16 protein-coding genes are annotated in these 17,081 nt (G+C 41.1%); 6 read left to right on the top strand and 10 right to left on the bottom strand.

All coding sequences use genetic code 11. From position 1 onward, the window contains the following. Positions 1 to 205: 205 nt before the first annotated feature. The 4 genes from gpmI to CYLST_RS14300 all read left to right on the top strand — a co-directional run bounded on the left by gpmI (position 206) and on the right by CYLST_RS14300 (position 3,345). On the top strand, positions 206 to 1,804 hold the full coding sequence (gene gpmI / locus CYLST_RS14315) for a 2,3-bisphosphoglycerate-independent phosphoglycerate mutase (RefSeq protein ID WP_041233657.1): 1,599 nt from the start codon (positions 206 to 208) through the stop codon (positions 1,802 to 1,804). Between the two features lie 70 nt (positions 1,805 to 1,874). After that, a complete protein-coding gene (secG, locus tag CYLST_RS14310) occupies positions 1,875 to 2,108 on the top strand; it encodes a preprotein translocase subunit SecG (RefSeq protein ID WP_015208435.1) in 234 nt (77 codons plus the stop codon). Between the two features lie 19 nt (positions 2,109 to 2,127). After that, entirely contained in the window at positions 2,128 to 2,997 is an 870-nt protein-coding gene (locus tag CYLST_RS14305; RefSeq protein WP_015208434.1) for a Zn-dependent protease, read from the top strand. 72 nt (positions 2,998 to 3,069) lie between these two features. Next, positions 3,070 to 3,345 (top strand): hypothetical protein, encoded by a 276-nt coding sequence (locus tag CYLST_RS14300; RefSeq protein WP_015208433.1) that lies wholly within the window; start codon positions 3,070 to 3,072, stop codon positions 3,343 to 3,345. Positions 3,346 to 3,438: 93 nt separating this feature from the next. On the opposite strand, the gene CYLST_RS14295 is transcribed toward CYLST_RS14300, so the two are convergent. Next, entirely contained in the window at positions 3,439 to 3,882 is a 444-nt protein-coding gene (locus CYLST_RS14295; protein WP_015208432.1) for a DUF29 domain-containing protein, read from the bottom strand. 124 nt (positions 3,883 to 4,006) lie between these two features. Between CYLST_RS14295 and CYLST_RS14290 the strand changes: the two genes are divergently transcribed. Further along, positions 4,007 to 4,624, top strand: coding sequence for a Uma2 family endonuclease (locus CYLST_RS14290; RefSeq protein ID WP_015208431.1), 618 nt, complete (start codon positions 4,007 to 4,009; stop codon positions 4,622 to 4,624). A 113-nt stretch (positions 4,625 to 4,737) separates the two neighbouring features. Here CYLST_RS14290 and CYLST_RS14285 read toward each other — a convergent pair whose 3' ends face one another. The 7 genes from CYLST_RS14285 to CYLST_RS14255 all read right to left on the bottom strand — a co-directional run bounded on the left by CYLST_RS14285 (position 4,738) and on the right by CYLST_RS14255 (position 13,810). Then, positions 4,738 to 5,706, bottom strand: a complete 969-nt coding sequence (locus CYLST_RS14285) for an orange carotenoid protein N-terminal domain-containing protein (RefSeq protein WP_015208430.1) — start codon at positions 5,704 to 5,706, stop codon at positions 4,738 to 4,740. Positions 5,707 to 6,655: 949 nt separating this feature from the next. After that, positions 6,656 to 7,804 carry a glycosyltransferase family 4 protein gene (locus CYLST_RS14280; protein ID WP_015208428.1) on the bottom strand — a complete coding sequence of 383 codons (1,149 nt, stop codon included), beginning with the start codon at positions 7,802 to 7,804 and terminating at the stop codon, positions 6,656 to 6,658. Positions 7,805 to 8,154: 350 nt separating this feature from the next. Beyond that, entirely contained in the window at positions 8,155 to 9,804 is a 1,650-nt protein-coding gene (locus CYLST_RS14275; protein ID WP_015208427.1) for an MFS transporter, read from the bottom strand. After that, positions 9,791 to 10,699 carry a DNA repair protein RecO gene (gene recO, locus CYLST_RS14270; protein WP_015208426.1) on the bottom strand — a complete coding sequence of 303 codons (909 nt, stop codon included), beginning with the start codon at positions 10,697 to 10,699 and terminating at the stop codon, positions 9,791 to 9,793. Before recO ends, CYLST_RS14275 begins: the two co-directional genes overlap by 14 nt. Before the next feature lie 100 nt (positions 10,700 to 10,799). Beyond that, positions 10,800 to 11,480: a deoxyribose-phosphate aldolase gene (gene deoC / locus CYLST_RS14265; RefSeq protein WP_015208425.1), complete on the bottom strand. Its 681-nt coding sequence runs from the start codon at positions 11,478 to 11,480 to the stop codon at positions 10,800 to 10,802. Positions 11,481 to 11,789: 309 nt separating this feature from the next. After that, the gene (locus CYLST_RS14260) at positions 11,790 to 12,917 is read right to left on the bottom strand and encodes a DNA cytosine methyltransferase (protein ID WP_015208424.1); all 1,128 of its coding nucleotides are present in this window, start codon (positions 12,915 to 12,917) and stop codon (positions 11,790 to 11,792) included. A gap of 146 nt (positions 12,918 to 13,063) precedes the next feature. Continuing rightward, positions 13,064 to 13,810: a hypothetical protein gene (locus CYLST_RS14255; protein ID WP_015208423.1), complete on the bottom strand. Its 747-nt coding sequence runs from the start codon at positions 13,808 to 13,810 to the stop codon at positions 13,064 to 13,066. A 929-nt stretch (positions 13,811 to 14,739) separates the two neighbouring features. Here CYLST_RS14255 and CYLST_RS14245 point away from each other — a divergent pair. Beyond that, positions 14,740 to 14,994 (top strand): hypothetical protein, encoded by a 255-nt coding sequence (locus tag CYLST_RS14245; protein WP_015208421.1) that lies wholly within the window; start codon positions 14,740 to 14,742, stop codon positions 14,992 to 14,994. A 17-nt stretch (positions 14,995 to 15,011) separates the two neighbouring features. Here CYLST_RS14245 and CYLST_RS14240 read toward each other — a convergent pair whose 3' ends face one another. Continuing rightward, positions 15,012 to 15,548, bottom strand: a complete 537-nt coding sequence (locus CYLST_RS14240; protein WP_015208420.1) for a dihydrofolate reductase family protein — start codon at positions 15,546 to 15,548, stop codon at positions 15,012 to 15,014. A gap of 73 nt (positions 15,549 to 15,621) precedes the next feature. Continuing rightward, positions 15,622 to 17,052, bottom strand: coding sequence for a YcjF family protein (locus CYLST_RS14235; RefSeq protein ID WP_015208419.1), 1,431 nt, complete (start codon positions 17,050 to 17,052; stop codon positions 15,622 to 15,624). Positions 17,053 to 17,081 lie beyond the last annotated feature (29 nt).

Raw genomic sequence — 17,081 nt, 5'->3', positions numbered from 1 at the left:
TTGGTAGTAGCACTCAAGCGCTACTACCAAAGTAATCACTAATTGCCGACTATTGCATAAAACTCGCAAAAGTTAGCGATATTTTAAAGATATCTAAACAACTGCAAGTCATTAATAAAAGAAGTTAATCAGCATAAATTCACTTGCAGCGGTGATGAGCAGTGGTATCATGCGGTTATTACAAAAAGTAAAGGGCAATTTTACTATGACCAAAGCACCTGTTGCTCCTGTGGTGCTAGTCATTTTAGATGGATGGGGCTACTGTGAGGAGACGCGAGGAAACGCCATTGTCGCTGCCAAAACTCCAATCGTGGAAAGTTTATGGGCAGCTTATCCGCACACCCTCATCTGCACATCAGGAAAAGCCGTAGGGTTGCCAGAAGGTCAAATGGGCAACTCGGAAGTTGGTCATTTGAATATTGGCGCTGGGCGTGTGGTACCCCAAGAACTGGTACGCATTTCCGATGCAGTAGAAGACGGTTCTATTGCCTCAAACCCAGCACTTGTCAAAATTTGCCAGGAAGTTCGCGATCGCCATGGCAAGTTGCATTTAGTAGGGCTTTGTTCTGAGGGAGGGGTACATTCCCACATTACCCATCTATTTGGACTACTTGACTTAGCCAAGGATCAGCAACTTTCACAAGTTTGTATCCACGCCATTACCGATGGTCGCGACACTGCCCCCTCTGAGGGCAAAAAAGCCATCGGTCAACTACAAGACTACATAGACCGCAACGGGGTTGGGCAAATAGCCACCATCAGCGGCCGCTATTACGCAATGGATCGCGATCGCCGTTGGGATCGAGTCCAACGTGCCTACGATGTAATGACACAAGATGGTGCAGGTAATGGACTCACGGCGGTGGAAGTCTTGCAAGCATCTTACGCCGAAGGGGTGACCGACGAGTTCGTTCTACCAGTACGAATTGCCCCCGGCGCTATTGAACCAGGGGATGGGGTCATATTCTTCAATTTCCGCCCCGACCGCTCTAGACAACTGACTCAAGCTCTTGTCAGTCCCAAGTTTAACGGTTTTGGAAGACAGCAAATCACCCCACTGTCCTTTGTCACCTTTACTCAATACGATCCAGAGTTACCAGTGTCTGTAGCTTTTGCGCCGCAGAATTTGAGTAACATTCTGGGGGAAATCATCGCCAATCATGGACTAAAACAGTTTCGTACCGCCGAAACAGAGAAATACGCCCATGTTACCTACTTCTTTAATGGAGGTTTGGAAGAACCTTTTGCTGGAGAAGACCGGGAACTAGTCAGCAGTCCAATGGTAGCGACTTACGACAAAGAACCAGCGATGTCTGCTGCTGCTGTCACAGATGTGGCGATCGCTGCTATTCAAAAGGGCATCTACTCCCTAGTGGTGATGAACTATGCCAACCCAGACATGGTAGGGCATACTGGACAAATACCAGCGACAGTTACAGCCATTGAAACGGTAGATCGCTGTTTGGGTCGCCTGATTGATACTATAGGCAAAGCCGGTGGGACAACAATTATTACTGCTGACCACGGCAACGCTGAGTATATGCTAGATGATGAAGGTAATCCCTGGACAGCACATACTACCAACCCAGTGCCCTTCATCCTGGTAGAAGGTGAGAAAGTCAAAATCCCCGGATATGGTACAAATGTCGAACTGCGAAACGATGGCAAGCTGGCCGACATTGCCCCCACGCTTCTAGAGATTTTACAGTTGCCTCAGCCACCAGAAATGACGGGGCGATCGCTATTAAAAGTTGCAGAATATGACTTGCAACGCACTCGTACACCCGCGCAAGTAGGGCTGTAGAATAGATTCAGAGAAAACAGTTAACCTTTAAGTGTTAGCTGTTTTCTCACTCCACTTCTTATAAATTCTTATGACAGTTAGTTCCATCGTGCAAGGTATTTGGGCATTTTCTGCCCTTGGTCTGATCATCCTAGTATTACTCCATAGCCCCAAAGGTGATGGTATTGGCTCAATTGGCGGACAAGCCCAGTTGTTTAGCAGCACCAAGAGTGCAGAAAATACACTAAACCGAGTTACTTGGGCATTAGTAGTGATTTTTCTCGGTTTAACAGTGGTTTTAAGTGCCGGTTGGTTGCCTAAATAGGCAATAGGGAGATAGGGACATGGGGAAAATCACCCAACACCCGAAATCTAACACCCAAAAAAATCTATTTTTACAGCGGTTGTTAGCAGCCTTGGTCTTATTTATAGGCACAGGGCTGTTAGTTATTTTTACTAATCTCCAAGCCACTGGCATTTTGACAAATTCTGCACCAGAGAGACCTAACCCCCAACCCCCTTCCCTACTAGGGAAGGGGGCTTTTGTTTCCCCTCCCCTCCTAGGGGAGGGGTTAGGGGAGAGGTCAGTTAATATTGCATCTCAACAAAAACTTCATCCCCTACCGCCCACATTGGCACAGTGGCAAGATAAAACTAATAGTGGTGATTACTTTTCTCAAGTTACATCCACCCCAGTTGGTTATTTAGTTTGGTCGCAGTTTCCCTTGAGGGTTAAGGTAGAAGCACCAAAAGCTGTTAACGAGAAACAATCCCAAGCATGGGTTAACAGCGTTTTGCAAGCGGTTCAGGAGTGGAATGTTTATTTACCTTTAGTAATAGTTAAACAGCCGGAAGTTGCTGATATTACAATTGTCCAAAAAGCGCCACCGCTTCAGTTTTCGCCCGATGGTAAAATCCCTCGTGCGCGTTCTGCTCAAACTACTTACGAAGTCTACATTAATAATAATCTTTTAAATCACCGGTTTACTATTCTGTTAAGTCCTAGTCAAACAGGTGAATATTTATTAGCAGCAACCCGTCATGAACTAGGTCACGCTTTGGGAATTTGGGGTCATAGTCAGTTACAAACTGATGCGCTTTATTTTTCCCAAGTTCGCAAACCGCCGTCTATTTCTATTAGAGATGTGAATACTTTGAAGCGGGTTTATCAACAGCCAACGAGTTTGGGTTGGTCTGTCACAGATGGAGAATAAGGCGGTAATTACAGTATTTATACTAATAAATTTAAAATCACTTTACTTTATAATATCTTAGTGATTTTGTAATTGAAAATTAGTGCGGTAAATTATGCAATATTTTACTCGGCAGATCGTAGAAAAATTTTACAAGTAGGACAGCAGATAGAGTTAGTTAAGGACTATTCTGTACTATTACCTTCAGGACAAAGCTTTTTTCCAGATTCAGATTTGGAAGATCATCTAAACGATCTATTTCCAGAAGGTTTATCCGTTCATGGCTTTCAATATTTATTGAATTCTAATTGCTTATTTAAGGACAATTATAATAAACTTCCTGTTCAGGTTGTTGAGCAAGTTGCGTAGTTTTCGAAAACATCTGGGTAGGCTATTCAAAAATATACTACAGATGATTATGAATATATTTCACTCAAAGTCGTAACTAATTAAAGTTTAAGATTAAGGCAACCAATTCTTATCTAAAATTTGCTCTAAGGTATAAGGACATACTTCAGGTAAATTAGTTAGCGTTGTTTTAGCTTTAACATAATCTAATGCATAACTATAAATAATCCTGAAATTTTCCTCTAGATGGTTGCGTAAATTGGCAGTTAAATCTTCATTTAGTTGATTACGAAAACTGGTAATTTCTGCTGCCCAATGATTAGCATTTCTTGGCTTTTCTAAACCCCAATATTGATAAAGCAATAAATGTCTAATAATCTGTTCCAACAGACTTCTTACTCGCCTTTTTTCGTTTTTAGCCAAATCTTCCAATTCGTCTATTAAATTTTCACAGTCAATATCTGCCAATTGGCGATTTTTGAGACATTTAATAGTCTCCTCTAACCATTGCAGGTAGTTGGATTCATATAAAGTTTTTATGTCAATGATTGCAGTCATTGGTTGATTTTGTGGCTTCGATATCTTATTATAGCTTTTCCCTATCGGGTGAGGTACACATTAAAAAAAGCTATGATTATTGTTAGTGATACCTCGCAACACCATCAACAGAGGGAGGTAAAGTATGATTCAATCGCTACCCAAAACTAAACCAGTAACGTTTGAAGAGTTTGTGGAATGGAAGCCAGAAGGAAAGCGGTATGAATTACACAACGGAGTGATTTTTGAGATGGCACAACCGTTAGGAGATCATGAAGATATTACTAGTTTTTTGGCTGAGAGAATCACGGCTGAATATCTTCGCTTAAATTTACCCTACCGTATTCCTAAAACTGTACTGGTTAAACCGCTTGAAAACGAATCAGGTTATTCACCAGATGTTTTAGTGCTGGATCGCTCTAATTTAACAAATGAGCCGTTATGGAAAAAAGAATCTACAGTTACTCAGGGTGCATCAATACCGTTAGTTATTGAAGTTGTCAGCACCAACTGGCGGGTTGATTACTTAACTAAGGTTAAAGATTATGTAGAGATTGGCATCCCTGAGTACTGGATAGTTGATTACTTAGCTTTGGGCGGAACTCCCTACATAGGCGACCCAAAACAACCAACCATTTCGATCTATGAGTTAGTAAACGGGGAATATCGAGTTAGTCAATTTAGAGGAACTGACCGGATAGTATCACCAACTTTCCCAGACTTAAACCTGACTGCTAACCAGATTTTTCAAGCTGGTGCATAGAGAATTCTTAATTCGGTAGGTGTAGCTCGTTCTAGACACGGCACTTTTCAATAATTGGGAGGCGCTAGGAATTGCTTAACAAAAACGTCATTTCCTAACGCCTCCCTATTTGATTACACGCGACGCAGGTTCATGAGTTCTTGGGGAGATGCAAGCATATCAATCGCTACGAAGAAGATTTTTCCTTCGGGATTGATTAAAAAGCGCCAAGAAATATTCATGCCTACAGTAACACCAAACCAAGGAGTTTGGACTACACCTGTAACTTTTAGCTGCTTAGAGCCATCTGGTTGAACGTCGCAGATACCCATTTGTGGCATCATGTTCAGTCCTTGGGCTTCTTCACGCATATATTTTGCGATCGCTTCCCGACCAACAATCGGCTTCTGGAATGGTGGTTGCAGCGCACCGTCAGCAGTGAATAAAGCAATAGCCGCATCAAAGTTATCTGCGTTCATGGCTTCAATGTAGCCCAATACAGCAGGCTCTGTGACACCTTCAATCTTGACCGAGGAAATAGTTGGAGTTGTACGTTGGAAAGCCGGTTCTGCAACTGCTTTTGGATAACTACTTGGACCCAGATCAGAAGTATCAAATCCCATGTCTACTACGGTATTCCGCAATACTGTGATTTGTTGACCTGGATCTAGCTTCTTGGTTGCTTCTAGCACAAATTGCACACCAGGAGACATTTGATAACCACTGGGAATGGGAGCTACAAGTCCCTTTTTCATCAACTCTCCTAACTCAAACCAGAAAGCCAGTTTGGTATTGACACTGAAGAATCCATAAGAACGGCTGATGGGAGTATCAGCACGGTTGGCAAGATCCCGCATCACTTTGGTTTGCTCTTCAGGAGACATCAGCTTAATTTGGGTTAGCAAACCTTCCGCTAGTTGCAGGCGTGCAGATCCAGGTGCTGCGGGCGTAATTGTCTTACCCATTTCTGTGTAGGCATACCAGAGATATGCCAGTTGATCATCAACGTTAAGTTGATCGAACAATGCGATAGTTGCGGGAATCGGGCTAGGAACTTGAGTGTTAGAAAAAATACTTTGAGCAGACTGGATAGTTAAAGCCATGATCTGAATCTCCAATATTGTTTGTTAATTAGCTGCTTTCAAAATTCCGACGCAGAACCTTAAAGCTGAGACTTTTCTGGTAAAAACCCCATCAACTCTCGTCAATTCAAGGTTTACATTGCTAAAAGTGAGCTTAAACCAACCCAAAAGGACTTGCGGCAACTAAGTTTTTTACATAGAAACCGAAGCTAGTCTAAAGACTGTCTTGCAGGTAAATTTTTAGTTCAATAGCAAAGGTGTTGGTTCACCTTCGGTCGTCAATTACGAAACTGCACTTAGTTATGCAATTTCATCATCAAAGGTTTAGCTTTAATGTAAAGAACTGTAACAATAGTTTTAATTTTTGTAAAGTTATTGAAATCACTAATTGACAGAAATCCTCAAATGTGGAGTATAAATTTTCATGCAAGAAAGTTTCATTTTTTCACTACTAGCAAGCAATATACCACTGAGCGCGAAGCTTTCCGTATCTCAGGGATATGCGCCTGCGCTACCTATTCTGAAGGCAGTCATCAGAAGCCTAAAACAACAGAATTTAGTTAATTCAGATGATGGTTAATCTGTAAAGTGCGTAATTCCTAAGCTATTTAAATAACTGGGGATATATATCAGCAAAACTTGTTTCCTACTCCCTCTTATTAGCCAATTGCGACACAACCAGGGTGGATGAGGAGTAATTTTCTCTGTCACCAAACCAAAAAAAACACAAATCTGAAGGAGTGACAAAGGGTCTAAAGTACTTGGAGTAAGGAAGGTGAGGGTTTCGCAGTACAGCAAAGATAGGTCAAGTATTGTCAACAATACCTATCAATGGCAATCGCCTACTGTGGGTGCATGAATTAACCACATAAATATCTCGCACACTTAAATTTATTTGCTAGAGACGCTTTAGTGGCAGATATTGAGACAATTTGTAGTCTGCTGTTAAAGGTGTAATTTACAAAATAAACTAAGCTCCCCGACTTAGCGGTACAGGTCGCTGAGATAAAATTTTGGTATAAAGTTCTACTAAATGAGTGATGTTATCGCTGAGGGTATAGCGTTCTAACACCCGTTTTCTGGCTTTTTGCCCTAGTAGAGTTGTTAACTCTGGATGGTCTTGGAACAGTGGCAAAAGCGTTCTTAATTGCGATCGCACTGTTTTAGTGTTCACAATCACACCTGCACCCTTTTCTAATACTTCGCCATCTGCACCCACATCTGTTGCTAAACAAGCTAGTCCACAGGACATTGCCTCTAATAAAGATAAAGAAAGCCCCTCAACTAAAGAAGGCAAAATAAATACATCTGCTCCCCGTAAAATTTCGATGCGTCGCTCTTCATCCGCTACAAACCCTAGCCAGATAATGCCGGATTCTGAACCATAAAACGGCTCTAAAGAGGACTTCAAAGAGCCATCGCCTACTATTAGCAACTTGCTATTAACTCCCATATCTGACTGCTTCCAAGCACGCAGAAGGGATTCTACGTTTTTCTCTGGGGCGATGCGACCTTGGTAGACAAACAAGCGATCAGCGGCAAATTCCGCTTTGATTTTGGAAGTACCAGGAGAATATTTGGTGGTATCGACACCGTTGGGAATGACGGCTATCTTTTCTTCGCCCACACCCAGACGTGCCAATAATTCCCGCTGAATTTGGGAAAATACAATTACGCGATCGTAGTTACCCAAAAAAGGAGCGTAAAGTTGATAAGCCAAAAATTGTGTTCCGGATATCAGCTTTGCTCCCTTGCCAGCAAACGGTGTGTGGAAAGTCGCAATTAGAGGCAGATTTAATTCCTCACAAATTTCTGGGAGAACAAAGTCAAGCGGAGATAAGGTTAAGGAAGCATGGACGATATCTGGCTTGATTTGCCGCAGGGAATCGGTTAAGACTTTAGTCGCTTTAAAAGTGGGAATTGTGTAAACCTGGGACTTATAAATGAAGGGTAAGGAAACTTCTTGGCAATTTGGCCAGTTGTTGGGTTGAGATTCTTCTTGGGCAAAGTGAAGAAAGCTAACTTGATGTCCCCGGTCTAGCAAAGCATTTGTAATTTCTCGACTGTAGGTGACATTGCCACAAAAGGGTGATTTTTTTCCAATCCAGGCTATACGCATTCTTTGATTAGCTATAAATAAAAGCGGGTTTGAAATACCAGTACTGTTTACTTTGCTGTTTTCTTATCCCGGTATACTTACTGAATTTTTATTTAACATGAAATTCCACCTGATTTTCGCTAAAAAGCCTAACTATAAGCTGTTTTAACCAGTGGATTCATGGCATGATTAAATCTAGTTATAAGTTGTTAATTTTTTAAGTTGATAACAACTTATTTTGGCTAATGGTCTGGTTGATCTTCAGCAAGTATCTGATAATTTTTTGCTGACCTAAGTTTAGCACGAAAACAAATGCTTTCAGTAAATTAGTGTTTATGTCAAGGGGATGAATAATGACTCCTACCTGATAACTAATCACGGGAGTTATACCAGGTTAATATACCTCCTGAGAAGACGATCGCAGCTAGTGCCAAAAAAACCGCCTGCAATCCGATAAAGGTTTCTGCCACACCTGCTAACGCCAAAGGTAAGGTGAGGGCGATGTTAATCACATTGTTTTGCAGTCCAAATACTTTGCCACGCATTTCTGGTGGTGTTTCTGTTTGAATTGCAGTTTGCATCGGGATACCAACTAAGGCCCCAAAGACACCCAAAAGTGCCAGCAATAGCAGGATAATCCATAGCTGGGTGGTGAATACCGACAAACCAATCAGGGAAACTGCCATGCCTAAACAACCCCACAGACTTAGCTGCTGATAGGAGAAGCGTTGACCAAATTGACCAAGAATTGTAGCCCCAGCCGCGATTCCAACGCCACCAGATGCTAGTAAAAAGCCGAATTGGGAGGCTTTCATGTTAGGAATAATTTCTGCCATGCGAACGGCGAGAACAGTTAAAGCGGCAAAAACAGAAAATAAGATGACCAGTTGCAATAAAGCATTGCGGACACGATAATTAGCTTTGAGGTATCGCAAACCATCCCGCAGGTCTGCGAAAACGTGGGGAAATTCGGTTTCGGGAGGGTGAGGTTTTTCGTTAGTTGCTAGCAGAAATAAAATTAGCCCAGCGATCGCGTAACTGCCTCCCACCAAAATTTCTTTACCCAGTCCACCACGACCACCAAGCTTAAACCAAAGTCCATCGGCGATCGCTAATAGAGGTTCCCCAACAGCAAACCCGACAATCACCGACGCCATCATCGTAGTCGTATACAGGGAATTAGCCGAGAGTAAATGCTGTTCTTCCACCACCAAGGGAATAGCCGCCTGTTCTGCCGGTGCAAAAAACTGCGTCAGCGTGGAAACCAAAAAAGTCACACCCAAAATGATCAGAAAACCCACTGGCAAAACTCCCACAGGTTTCCAATCATGGGTTAACCACAGCAGCAGAGGAATTGCCAAAACCAGGATACCGCGCCAAGCATTTGTTGCCACCAGCACAACTTTTTTTGACCAGCGATCTACAAACACACCAGCGACAGAACCAAATAACACCGCTGGAATAGTAAAAGCCATCATCAAAGCCGACACCCAACCACTAATGCTCTGATCGCTCGCCTGAAACTGGCTGTTAATCAAAGCAATCATTAGCACCAGATACACTTTATCAGCTAGTTGACAAAAAACTTGACCACCCCAAAGAGCTAGGAAATTAGGGTTTTTCAATACTGGCCAAAACCCTTGCGGTTTGACATTACCTGATACTGTATCCCCACCTGAACCAGACCCATTTAATTGAGTAGATTCTTTTTCTATGTCAGTCGCTACTTGTAAATTCTCCCCAGAGGCATCACCTTTGCCATTGCTTTGGGCAATAGTTGATTGAGCATCTGATGTTTTTTCTGATTGCTGATTAACATCGGTTGATGGTATTTCCGATATCCAATTTTGAGCCTTTGGGGAAACGTCTTTTGGGGACATTTCTTGGCTATTGATTTGACTGGATATGGTGGGAACAGCACTCAGGTAATTAGGTACTGTAGGATCAGATGCCCCCTCAAGTTTTTTGGTGTGGCTGGGTGACAAAGGCAGGATTTTCTTATCCAAATCAGACGATTGCATGATGGTTGGGGGCAAAATAAGAATCAATCAAGGTGGCAGAGCGAATCGGGCGACCAAAATGATACTGAGCATACTGGCGCAAAATTTGCTCAACAGATAACCAGCCATAATTTGTGGCTGCATCTATTTGCATTATCTCTGGTTGCGACAAATGCTGAAGCATAACCAGTTCTGTAGCACTCAGGCGGCGAGAAATCACTGGTAGGTCTTGGTGGTGGACAATTGTTTGGACAATTGTTTGAGAGCCAGGTTTTGAGGGATCGGGTGATGGGGAAGAATTTGTTTGTCTCCCCCTTTCCCCCTCTCTTCGCAAGCCTTCCCAAGCCTCTAAGCAAACTGTTCCCCCCGTAGGAACGCTAAATCCTACCTGCCAGTTGGGGTTGGTAAAGTCTGGAATTAGAAGACGTTGAGTTAGGCAACAGACTTGCACCTGAGGCGTCAGTCCTGATAAAGCTAAAAGGTGAAACACCCCATGAGCCAGATGTGCCACCACAGATGCTGGCTCGTTTCTGGGTAATGCTTCTATCCGCTGGAGATGTTCATTGAATAATTCATAAAGTTCTTCTTGGGGTTGTTCGCTTAAAGCCTGAAACAACACTATTTCTGCTAAATATTGGCTAGCAGCGAGTTTGCCCAAATCTTTAGTCAGACCTGGATAAGTTTTTATAGTTTGTGCTTGAGTAATTCTATCGAGCGATCGCCCCTGAGCAATCAGTAATTCATTTACCACAAACATCCCACTCCTGCCACCCAGGCTAGAGTTGTGCTTGCGTGCCCCAGGAGCAACTACTCGAATTAGACCGAATTCCTGAGTCAAAATTGTTACTATTCGATCCGCTTCTCCCAGCGCCTGGGTTTTGAGATTAATGCCAGTTGCTTTGTAGGTTCTACTCATTAGTTATTAGCCATTGGTCATTAGTCATTGGTCATTAGTCATTGGTCATTAGTCATTTGATCAGGACAAGGACAAATGACAAGGCACAAAAAACAGATGACTACTCGCTCTTTTCTACATTTTCGCGCTGGCGGAGCAAATCAACGCCGCGAGATGTGCCTAATCTAGTAGCACCGGCTAATATCAAGTCCAAAGCTTGATTGTGGGTGCGAATACCGCCTGATGCTTTAATTCCCACCCTTTCCCGCGCTATTTCCTTCAACATCTGCACATCGGCCACCGTCGCCCCGCCATTCCAACCAGTACTGGTTTTTAAGAATGCTGCTCCCGCCTCCATAGCTATTTCCGCAGCTATTTTTTTCTCCGCATCCGTCAGCAGGTTGGTTTCTAAAATTACCTTGACGCATTGTCCAGCCACTTCACAAATTGTAGCGATTTCCTGGTGTACTTCCTCAATTTTTCCAGCCTTCAACCAGCCTAAGTTAATGACCACATCCAACTCATCAGCGCCATTTTCTAACGCTTCCTGAGCCTCATAAAACTTGACTGCTGAAGTCGTCGCCCCATTAGGAAAGCCAATCACAGTACAGACTTTCGGGTTTTTATTGTGGAGGAGTTCAACTGCTTGCCTCACATAGACGGGGTTCAAGCAAACCGTTGCAAAATTATATCTGTCTGCTTCTTCACACCATTGTACCACCTGCTCTGGGGTAGCCGTAGGCAACAGGAGAGAGTGATCGATAAATGGCGCAATATCAATGTTGGGATAGTCTGCTGCCATCGTTTGTTCTGCCAGTGTTAGATTATTAAACTTTATAAAAAATTAAGACATTTCTTATATATAGATTAAACCATATTTATATACGAGTTTATCCTGAAAACCGCCTTCTCCATCGGTCTGATATGCCGGCTTTCCATGTGTCACCAAATTATTGTAGGTATTTGAGTTGACAGCAGGTAAATATTATGTTACTGGTATTAACTGAAGTTGTAATCTTTCTTAATAAAAACGAAAATTTTGTTCGTAGTCAGCGATTTATTGCTTAACCCAAGCATTTTAAGGACTAAAGTCCTTACTACGAGCTTTTATCTAGATTTGTAACCCAATTTGTAAGAAGTCAAGAATAGTTTGAGCCAACGCCTTGGCTGCTAAGTATGGCACGCCATTACCAACAGTTTTAAACATATTGGTGAGAGACATATTCTCTGGAAGAATAAAATTTGCAGGTAGAGATTGTATTGCTAAAGCTTCCGCTACAGAAATTCGCCGGATTTTGTAAGGATGCAAATGTACTTCATTATTTCCATAGCAAGCTGTAGGAGAATAACGCCATCGGTGTAGACGTTTAAAAGACTTTTTAGAAACATCTCCTTCATCAACAGCAGCAAATTTTATAATACCTGCTCTTGGTTGAAAATAATGTTTAGAATTGGGATGATTCAGTACTTTATTTTTCCTAAACCAGTATTCAACAGTTAATTTTTCAGGAAGATTATCAGGACAAGGAATTAGAGAATCTATTTTAAATGGTTCGCTTTTGCACCAAGGGTAAGCGAAGACTTGTTTTTGAGGATATAAAATATATTTCTCCCAAGGAAATATCGCTTCAGGATTTATTTCCATATCCTTGAGGAAATTATTTCTAAAACCTATCAAAATAATTCTGTCTCTATCTTGGGGTACACCGTACTCAATAGCATTAATTAATCGTTCTGTTAATATATAACCTGATTGCTGTAATTGGATTTTTAAAGATTCAAAAAATAAACGGTGTTTTGTTGTTTTCCACAAACCTTTGACATTTTCAAATAAAAAGAAATCTGGTTGATGATGACAAATTAATTCGACATAAGCGGCGGAAAGTTTACCATTATCTCCTAAATGTCCTCTGTTTTTACCCCCAATAGAGAAATCAGGACAAGGAGGCCCGCCAATAAAGCCAATTATATTATGTGAGTTGCGGCAGTCTTTGACTAATTCACTCAGGTGTTGTGCGTGGGTTCCTTCTATTAGTTGGGTTACATCTGCTGCTTCCCCGTGATGATATCCATATTCAGGTGATGGAAGGTTGAGAATTTCCCGTGAACGGCGATATGCAGCGATGAATGGGGGAAAGATTTCGTTAACGTAAGCGATTTTATAACCGCTGGTTTCAAAGCCTAAATCTAGGAAGCCGGCGCCGGAGAAGAAGGAGAAGATGGAGGGTGAATTGGCCATTAAGTTGTAGAATAATTTCAGCAATATTTAGAATAATTGTAAATATATATGAAAAATCTATAGGCTTTTAATAAATTTTCAAGCTGGCATTTAAGCAAACTAAAAAATTAATTCAAATGGAATTTGATTAGCTATATTATATTTTTTCATTTTATATCTTGCTCAATAGCAATATTAGATAAGTCAATATATGGATCAAATAAAGATTTTATTTTAGGCATTTCATCAGCCAAGTATTCTCGAATTATTTTACGTTTAGCCATGTCATCTTTTAAACGTTTTGTTGATTCTTGTTTATTAGAACTCTCGTACCAGCCATCAATTGTTGACTGATCTTCTGCATAATTTTCTTCATCTTTAATATTGATTTTTAGCGTAATCAGATCATAATTTTTGGCATAAATCTCTTTAAGCTTTTCGTTGACATCTTTACTAAATAAGAATTGTGCTTCATATAAGTGAATCTCGAAAGCATTTAGTTTCTCTTGTATTATTTCAGGACTATCCTTTCTACCAGAAGCAACTAAAGTCATGGCAGATACATAAATTTGTAACCGCTTATCAGATAAGTTTTTCCTTAACTGCTGTCGATTAATTTGGTACTGTTGGTATGCGATATAAGCTGCAATGCAGGTAATTGGAGTAAAAGCCTTTATAAACTCATCTGAATTTTTCGAGAAATTCTGAAATGTAAAAGTAGAAATAAATGGAGATAATATAAATATTAAAGATGGCATAATAATTGGTTTTTGATTAAACCAAGCCGAAGTTTCTTTGAAAATATCTAATTTATAAGCGATTAACATAGATTTGTAAATAAGCCACACGCCTGCAAAGAATAAACCTGTGATAGCTGGTAGGTTGTCAAGCAAATTACTGTAAATCATATACATTTGAATTTTTAACCAGCGTTAACAATATGGGTATGATAATTAACACAAATATGATAACTCACAACTTGTCTGGTGTGCTAACGCAGTTTAACGCATTCTACCAACCCAAATATGAGGTTATTTTTTTAAGTATAATTGCGGTTTAACGAACCAATCTATCGGTTATCACTACCAGCAATACTGAGGTTGTAGTGTCTAGAATACAGAAAATTCATTACCGAGGTAATACACATGACTGTTTATTGTTGGTATTCTGACAACCAAGCTGTCAATAACCAAGACAATTGGGATAAAATTAGGTTTTGGTGGGAAAGCTTAAATGGGTGTAACGTAAAGCTATGCCGCACGTCTGGCTCTTATTTGTATGCGACTTTAACTCACAACAGCGATTTAACTATCTATAGCCCACGCTTAGGAGAAAGCTACCTAGAATATAATGGTTCCAAGAAAATTATATTTAAAAAGCTAGAGCTAAATATCAGTAACAATACGTTAGATGTTTCACTATCAAATTCTTCTCAAAATTACAGGTTCACTCTAAATTCTGCCTGGTAAAAATATGATTTCTTAGTAAAGATAGTAATAGTAAGTTGGGTTGAGCAACAGCGAAACCCAACACCTACATAGATTGTTTCGTCAACTGAACTACATTGAGGCATAAAGAGCCTTTTGCTCACATCTTCTAACTGTAGTCCGCCTGGGAATCAATTCCCAGGCTAATAGCTAAAGTCTACTTAAGTAGACTAAAGATTGCTTTTCAGTCCACTTTAGTGGAGTTAGGCTATTAGCCTGCTATTTCAATCGTAGGCGGATAAGGTGCGTAGTGCAAGATTTGATTTTTTGCGCCTTTGCTATGAGTGCGTGAAATTATCCCAAAACCTTAAATTGGTGCGTTACACTTCGTTAACGCACCCTACAAAATTTTAGCCATGTATGAGCAATTTATCGACTTTGAAGGTATTTTCAATCTTGCAGTTCAGGAAACTGAAGAATTAATAAAACTCGGCTTTGATATTAGTGAACCTTGTCTTGTAACACCAATTGAATGGTACGCTAATAGATTTCCAGAAATTGCCAAACGCTGTAATAATGCTTTACTAAAACTAATTGAAGAAAACCCAACTATAATTAACCCTAAATTGGGAAAGATTTTACAGTCTGACGATGATTTATATGGGTTTTAATCAGTTATATATAAACCTTATTCACCCTTTCGCTTTCTTCTATAATGCGCTTGGAGTAAACCAGTTGGATATTGTTTTGAGTTGATAAGTTCTAATTCTTCTTCAGGGCTGGGCGGTGGGAAAAGGCGGATACCGTTACCTAAGATAATTGGAATAGTTGAAATAATATATTCGTCAATTAAGCTGTGCTGAAGAAATGAATTGATTAATTCTCCACCACCAACTAGCCAGATGTTTTCAAAGCCTTGCGCTTCTATTTTTGCTAAGGCGTGCTGCACATTATCAGAAACAAACTCAATATCTTTTCTGTCAGATTTAAAATTACGCTGAGTGAAAACGAAAGATTTTTTATCTGGATAAGGCCACTCATTGAAACTGAGTCCTATTTCGTAAGTCTTGCTACCCAAGATAACAGCGTCAACTGATTCATAGAAAGAAGTGTAACCGTAGTCTTCTCCTTCTATATCTAGCGGCGATAACCAATCAATTCCTCCATCACTTTTAGCAATATAGCCATCTAAACTGGCTGCAATATAGAGTGTAACTTTTGTCATTGTATTCCCAACTTGCTAGTTTTCAGGCAATGGTGTAAAGACGCAAAGAAAAACTTTGCGTCTTGGCGCGAAATTATCCCACAACTTCAACCTGCTGCGCTTCTGGTAATAACCGTTTCACACCTTGCTTAACAAAGCCTTGCAAAAATGCCATCTGCTGATTTTGCTGGAAGACATTTTGCAAAGTTTGACGCAGTTTATCCAGATTTAAAGCATTTCCTGAATCTAGAGCAATTTCTTGCTGTTCAAAATAGGCAACTAAACTTAACCCTGCTACTCTGGTGAGATAAGCTGCACTCACTCCCTGCACCATTCCCCCTGCTACGAAGGTAACGGCGTTAGTTTTGAGAACTGTAGTAATAGCTTTTGTCGAAAGTTCGACTAAACCTAATTTCAGCATCAAACTTCCCATAGTTCCGGCGACTGTTTGCGCTTGTTCTAGGGAAAACTTCTGCTGATAGATTTTACCCAAATCCATGACCATTTGGGCATTAATTGCCGCAGTGGCTAATATATCTAATGCGGGGACTGGGTTAGCAAAGGCAGCAGCGGCAGCTATCCACTGATATTGTTCTATGATGGGGGTGGCGCGATCGCATCTCGTCGCGTTTAACCAGTTCTTCACCTCGGCTTGTAGCAGCCTAGCACTCCTCATGGTAGTTGCTAAAACTAGCTGCTGTGCTTGGATAGCGAGAATTTCGCCTAACTGCTGCTTCAACTGCTGAATGTCTGGTGCTGGTTGTTCCATCCACTCTTGCACAGAACCATCAGCTTCATGTTTCCGCACTTTCACCGGCAGGGGAGACACCGCCGTAGCCACAACATTTCCCTGCATCCGCTGTTTCAACGACTGCAAAACGCTGGCGCGTTCATCTGGCATATACTGATCTTGTTTGTTAAAAACCAGCATTGTCGGCTGATGCGCTGCTTTTAGCTGCTGTAAAACTTGAAATTCTGAATCTGTCAAATCGCCGTTTGTCAAGAACAGGACAAAATCAGCTTTTTGCACTGAAGCTAAAATCTCTGCGTCTGACTTGTCACCCGCTTCTCTAAATAACGGTGCTGTCTCTTGGAAATGTAACTTCTCTAGATTTTGCTGTAAGACTTGAATAACAGTACTTTTACCGACAGACGAACCGCCAGTTACAGCGAGTGTAATTTCTTGTCTGTCTAACTCAAAGAATAACTGAGTAACTTGTTCTCGCAGTCTCTCTAAGGCGGGATGGTTTTCTGCTTCTTGCGCTAGCTGATTAATTAAAGCTTCGGTTTTAGCGATCGCATTTTGCACGGTAGCTCTATCTACAAGCATACCATCTAGCTGTTCTAAACCGACTTTCGGGCGTTTTTGCTGGAACAACCACAAACCACCACCAACCGCTAAAGCACTCAACAAACCAAACTCACCCACCTGCACTATAGAATCGTGCCAACTGTCCAACATCCACAGGGAAAAGGACAGTCCCAACCCTCCTACTAAAATTGGTCGTTGCAACTTCACAACCATGTTTCTCCGAGCTATTTGGATGGCTATTC

Origin of the sequence: Cylindrospermum stagnale PCC 7417 (assembly GCF_000317535.1) — a bacterium.
Lineage (GTDB): Bacteria > Cyanobacteriota > Cyanobacteriia > Cyanobacteriales > Nostocaceae > Cylindrospermum > Cylindrospermum stagnale.
This window is presented reverse-complemented; position numbering and strand designations above follow the sequence as displayed.

What these genes read in the sequence shown, in the direction of transcription:
- secG (WP_015208435.1), top strand. Translation starts at nt 1,875, where the DNA reads ATGACAGTTAGTTCCATCGTGCAAGGTATTTGGGCATTTTCTGCCCTT.
- CYLST_RS14305 (WP_015208434.1), top strand. Translation starts at nt 2,128, where the DNA reads ATGGGGAAAATCACCCAACACCCGAAATCTAACACCCAAAAAAATCTA.
- CYLST_RS14280 (WP_015208428.1), bottom strand. Translation starts at nt 7,804, where the DNA reads ATGCGTATAGCCTGGATTGGAAAAAAATCACCCTTTTGTGGCAATGTC.
- CYLST_RS14260 (WP_015208424.1), bottom strand. Translation starts at nt 12,917, where the DNA reads ATGGCCAATTCACCCTCCATCTTCTCCTTCTTCTCCGGCGCCGGCTTC.
- CYLST_RS14275 (WP_015208427.1), bottom strand. Translation starts at nt 9,804, where the DNA reads ATGCAATCGTCTGATTTGGATAAGAAAATCCTGCCTTTGTCACCCAGC.
- CYLST_RS14245 (WP_015208421.1), top strand. Translation starts at nt 14,740, where the DNA reads ATGTATGAGCAATTTATCGACTTTGAAGGTATTTTCAATCTTGCAGTT.
- CYLST_RS14235 (WP_015208419.1), bottom strand. Translation starts at nt 17,052, where the DNA reads ATGGTTGTGAAGTTGCAACGACCAATTTTAGTAGGAGGGTTGGGACTG.
- CYLST_RS14240 (WP_015208420.1), bottom strand. Translation starts at nt 15,548, where the DNA reads ATGACAAAAGTTACACTCTATATTGCAGCCAGTTTAGATGGCTATATT.
- CYLST_RS14255 (WP_015208423.1), bottom strand. Translation starts at nt 13,810, where the DNA reads ATGTATATGATTTACAGTAATTTGCTTGACAACCTACCAGCTATCACA.
- CYLST_RS14290 (WP_015208431.1), top strand. Translation starts at nt 4,007, where the DNA reads ATGATTCAATCGCTACCCAAAACTAAACCAGTAACGTTTGAAGAGTTT.
- recO (WP_015208426.1), bottom strand. Translation starts at nt 10,699, where the DNA reads ATGAGTAGAACCTACAAAGCAACTGGCATTAATCTCAAAACCCAGGCG.
- gpmI (WP_041233657.1), top strand. Translation starts at nt 206, where the DNA reads ATGACCAAAGCACCTGTTGCTCCTGTGGTGCTAGTCATTTTAGATGGA.
- CYLST_RS14285 (WP_015208430.1), bottom strand. Translation starts at nt 5,706, where the DNA reads ATGGCTTTAACTATCCAGTCTGCTCAAAGTATTTTTTCTAACACTCAA.
- CYLST_RS14295 (WP_015208432.1), bottom strand. Translation starts at nt 3,882, where the DNA reads ATGACTGCAATCATTGACATAAAAACTTTATATGAATCCAACTACCTG.
- deoC (WP_015208425.1), bottom strand. Translation starts at nt 11,480, where the DNA reads ATGGCAGCAGACTATCCCAACATTGATATTGCGCCATTTATCGATCAC.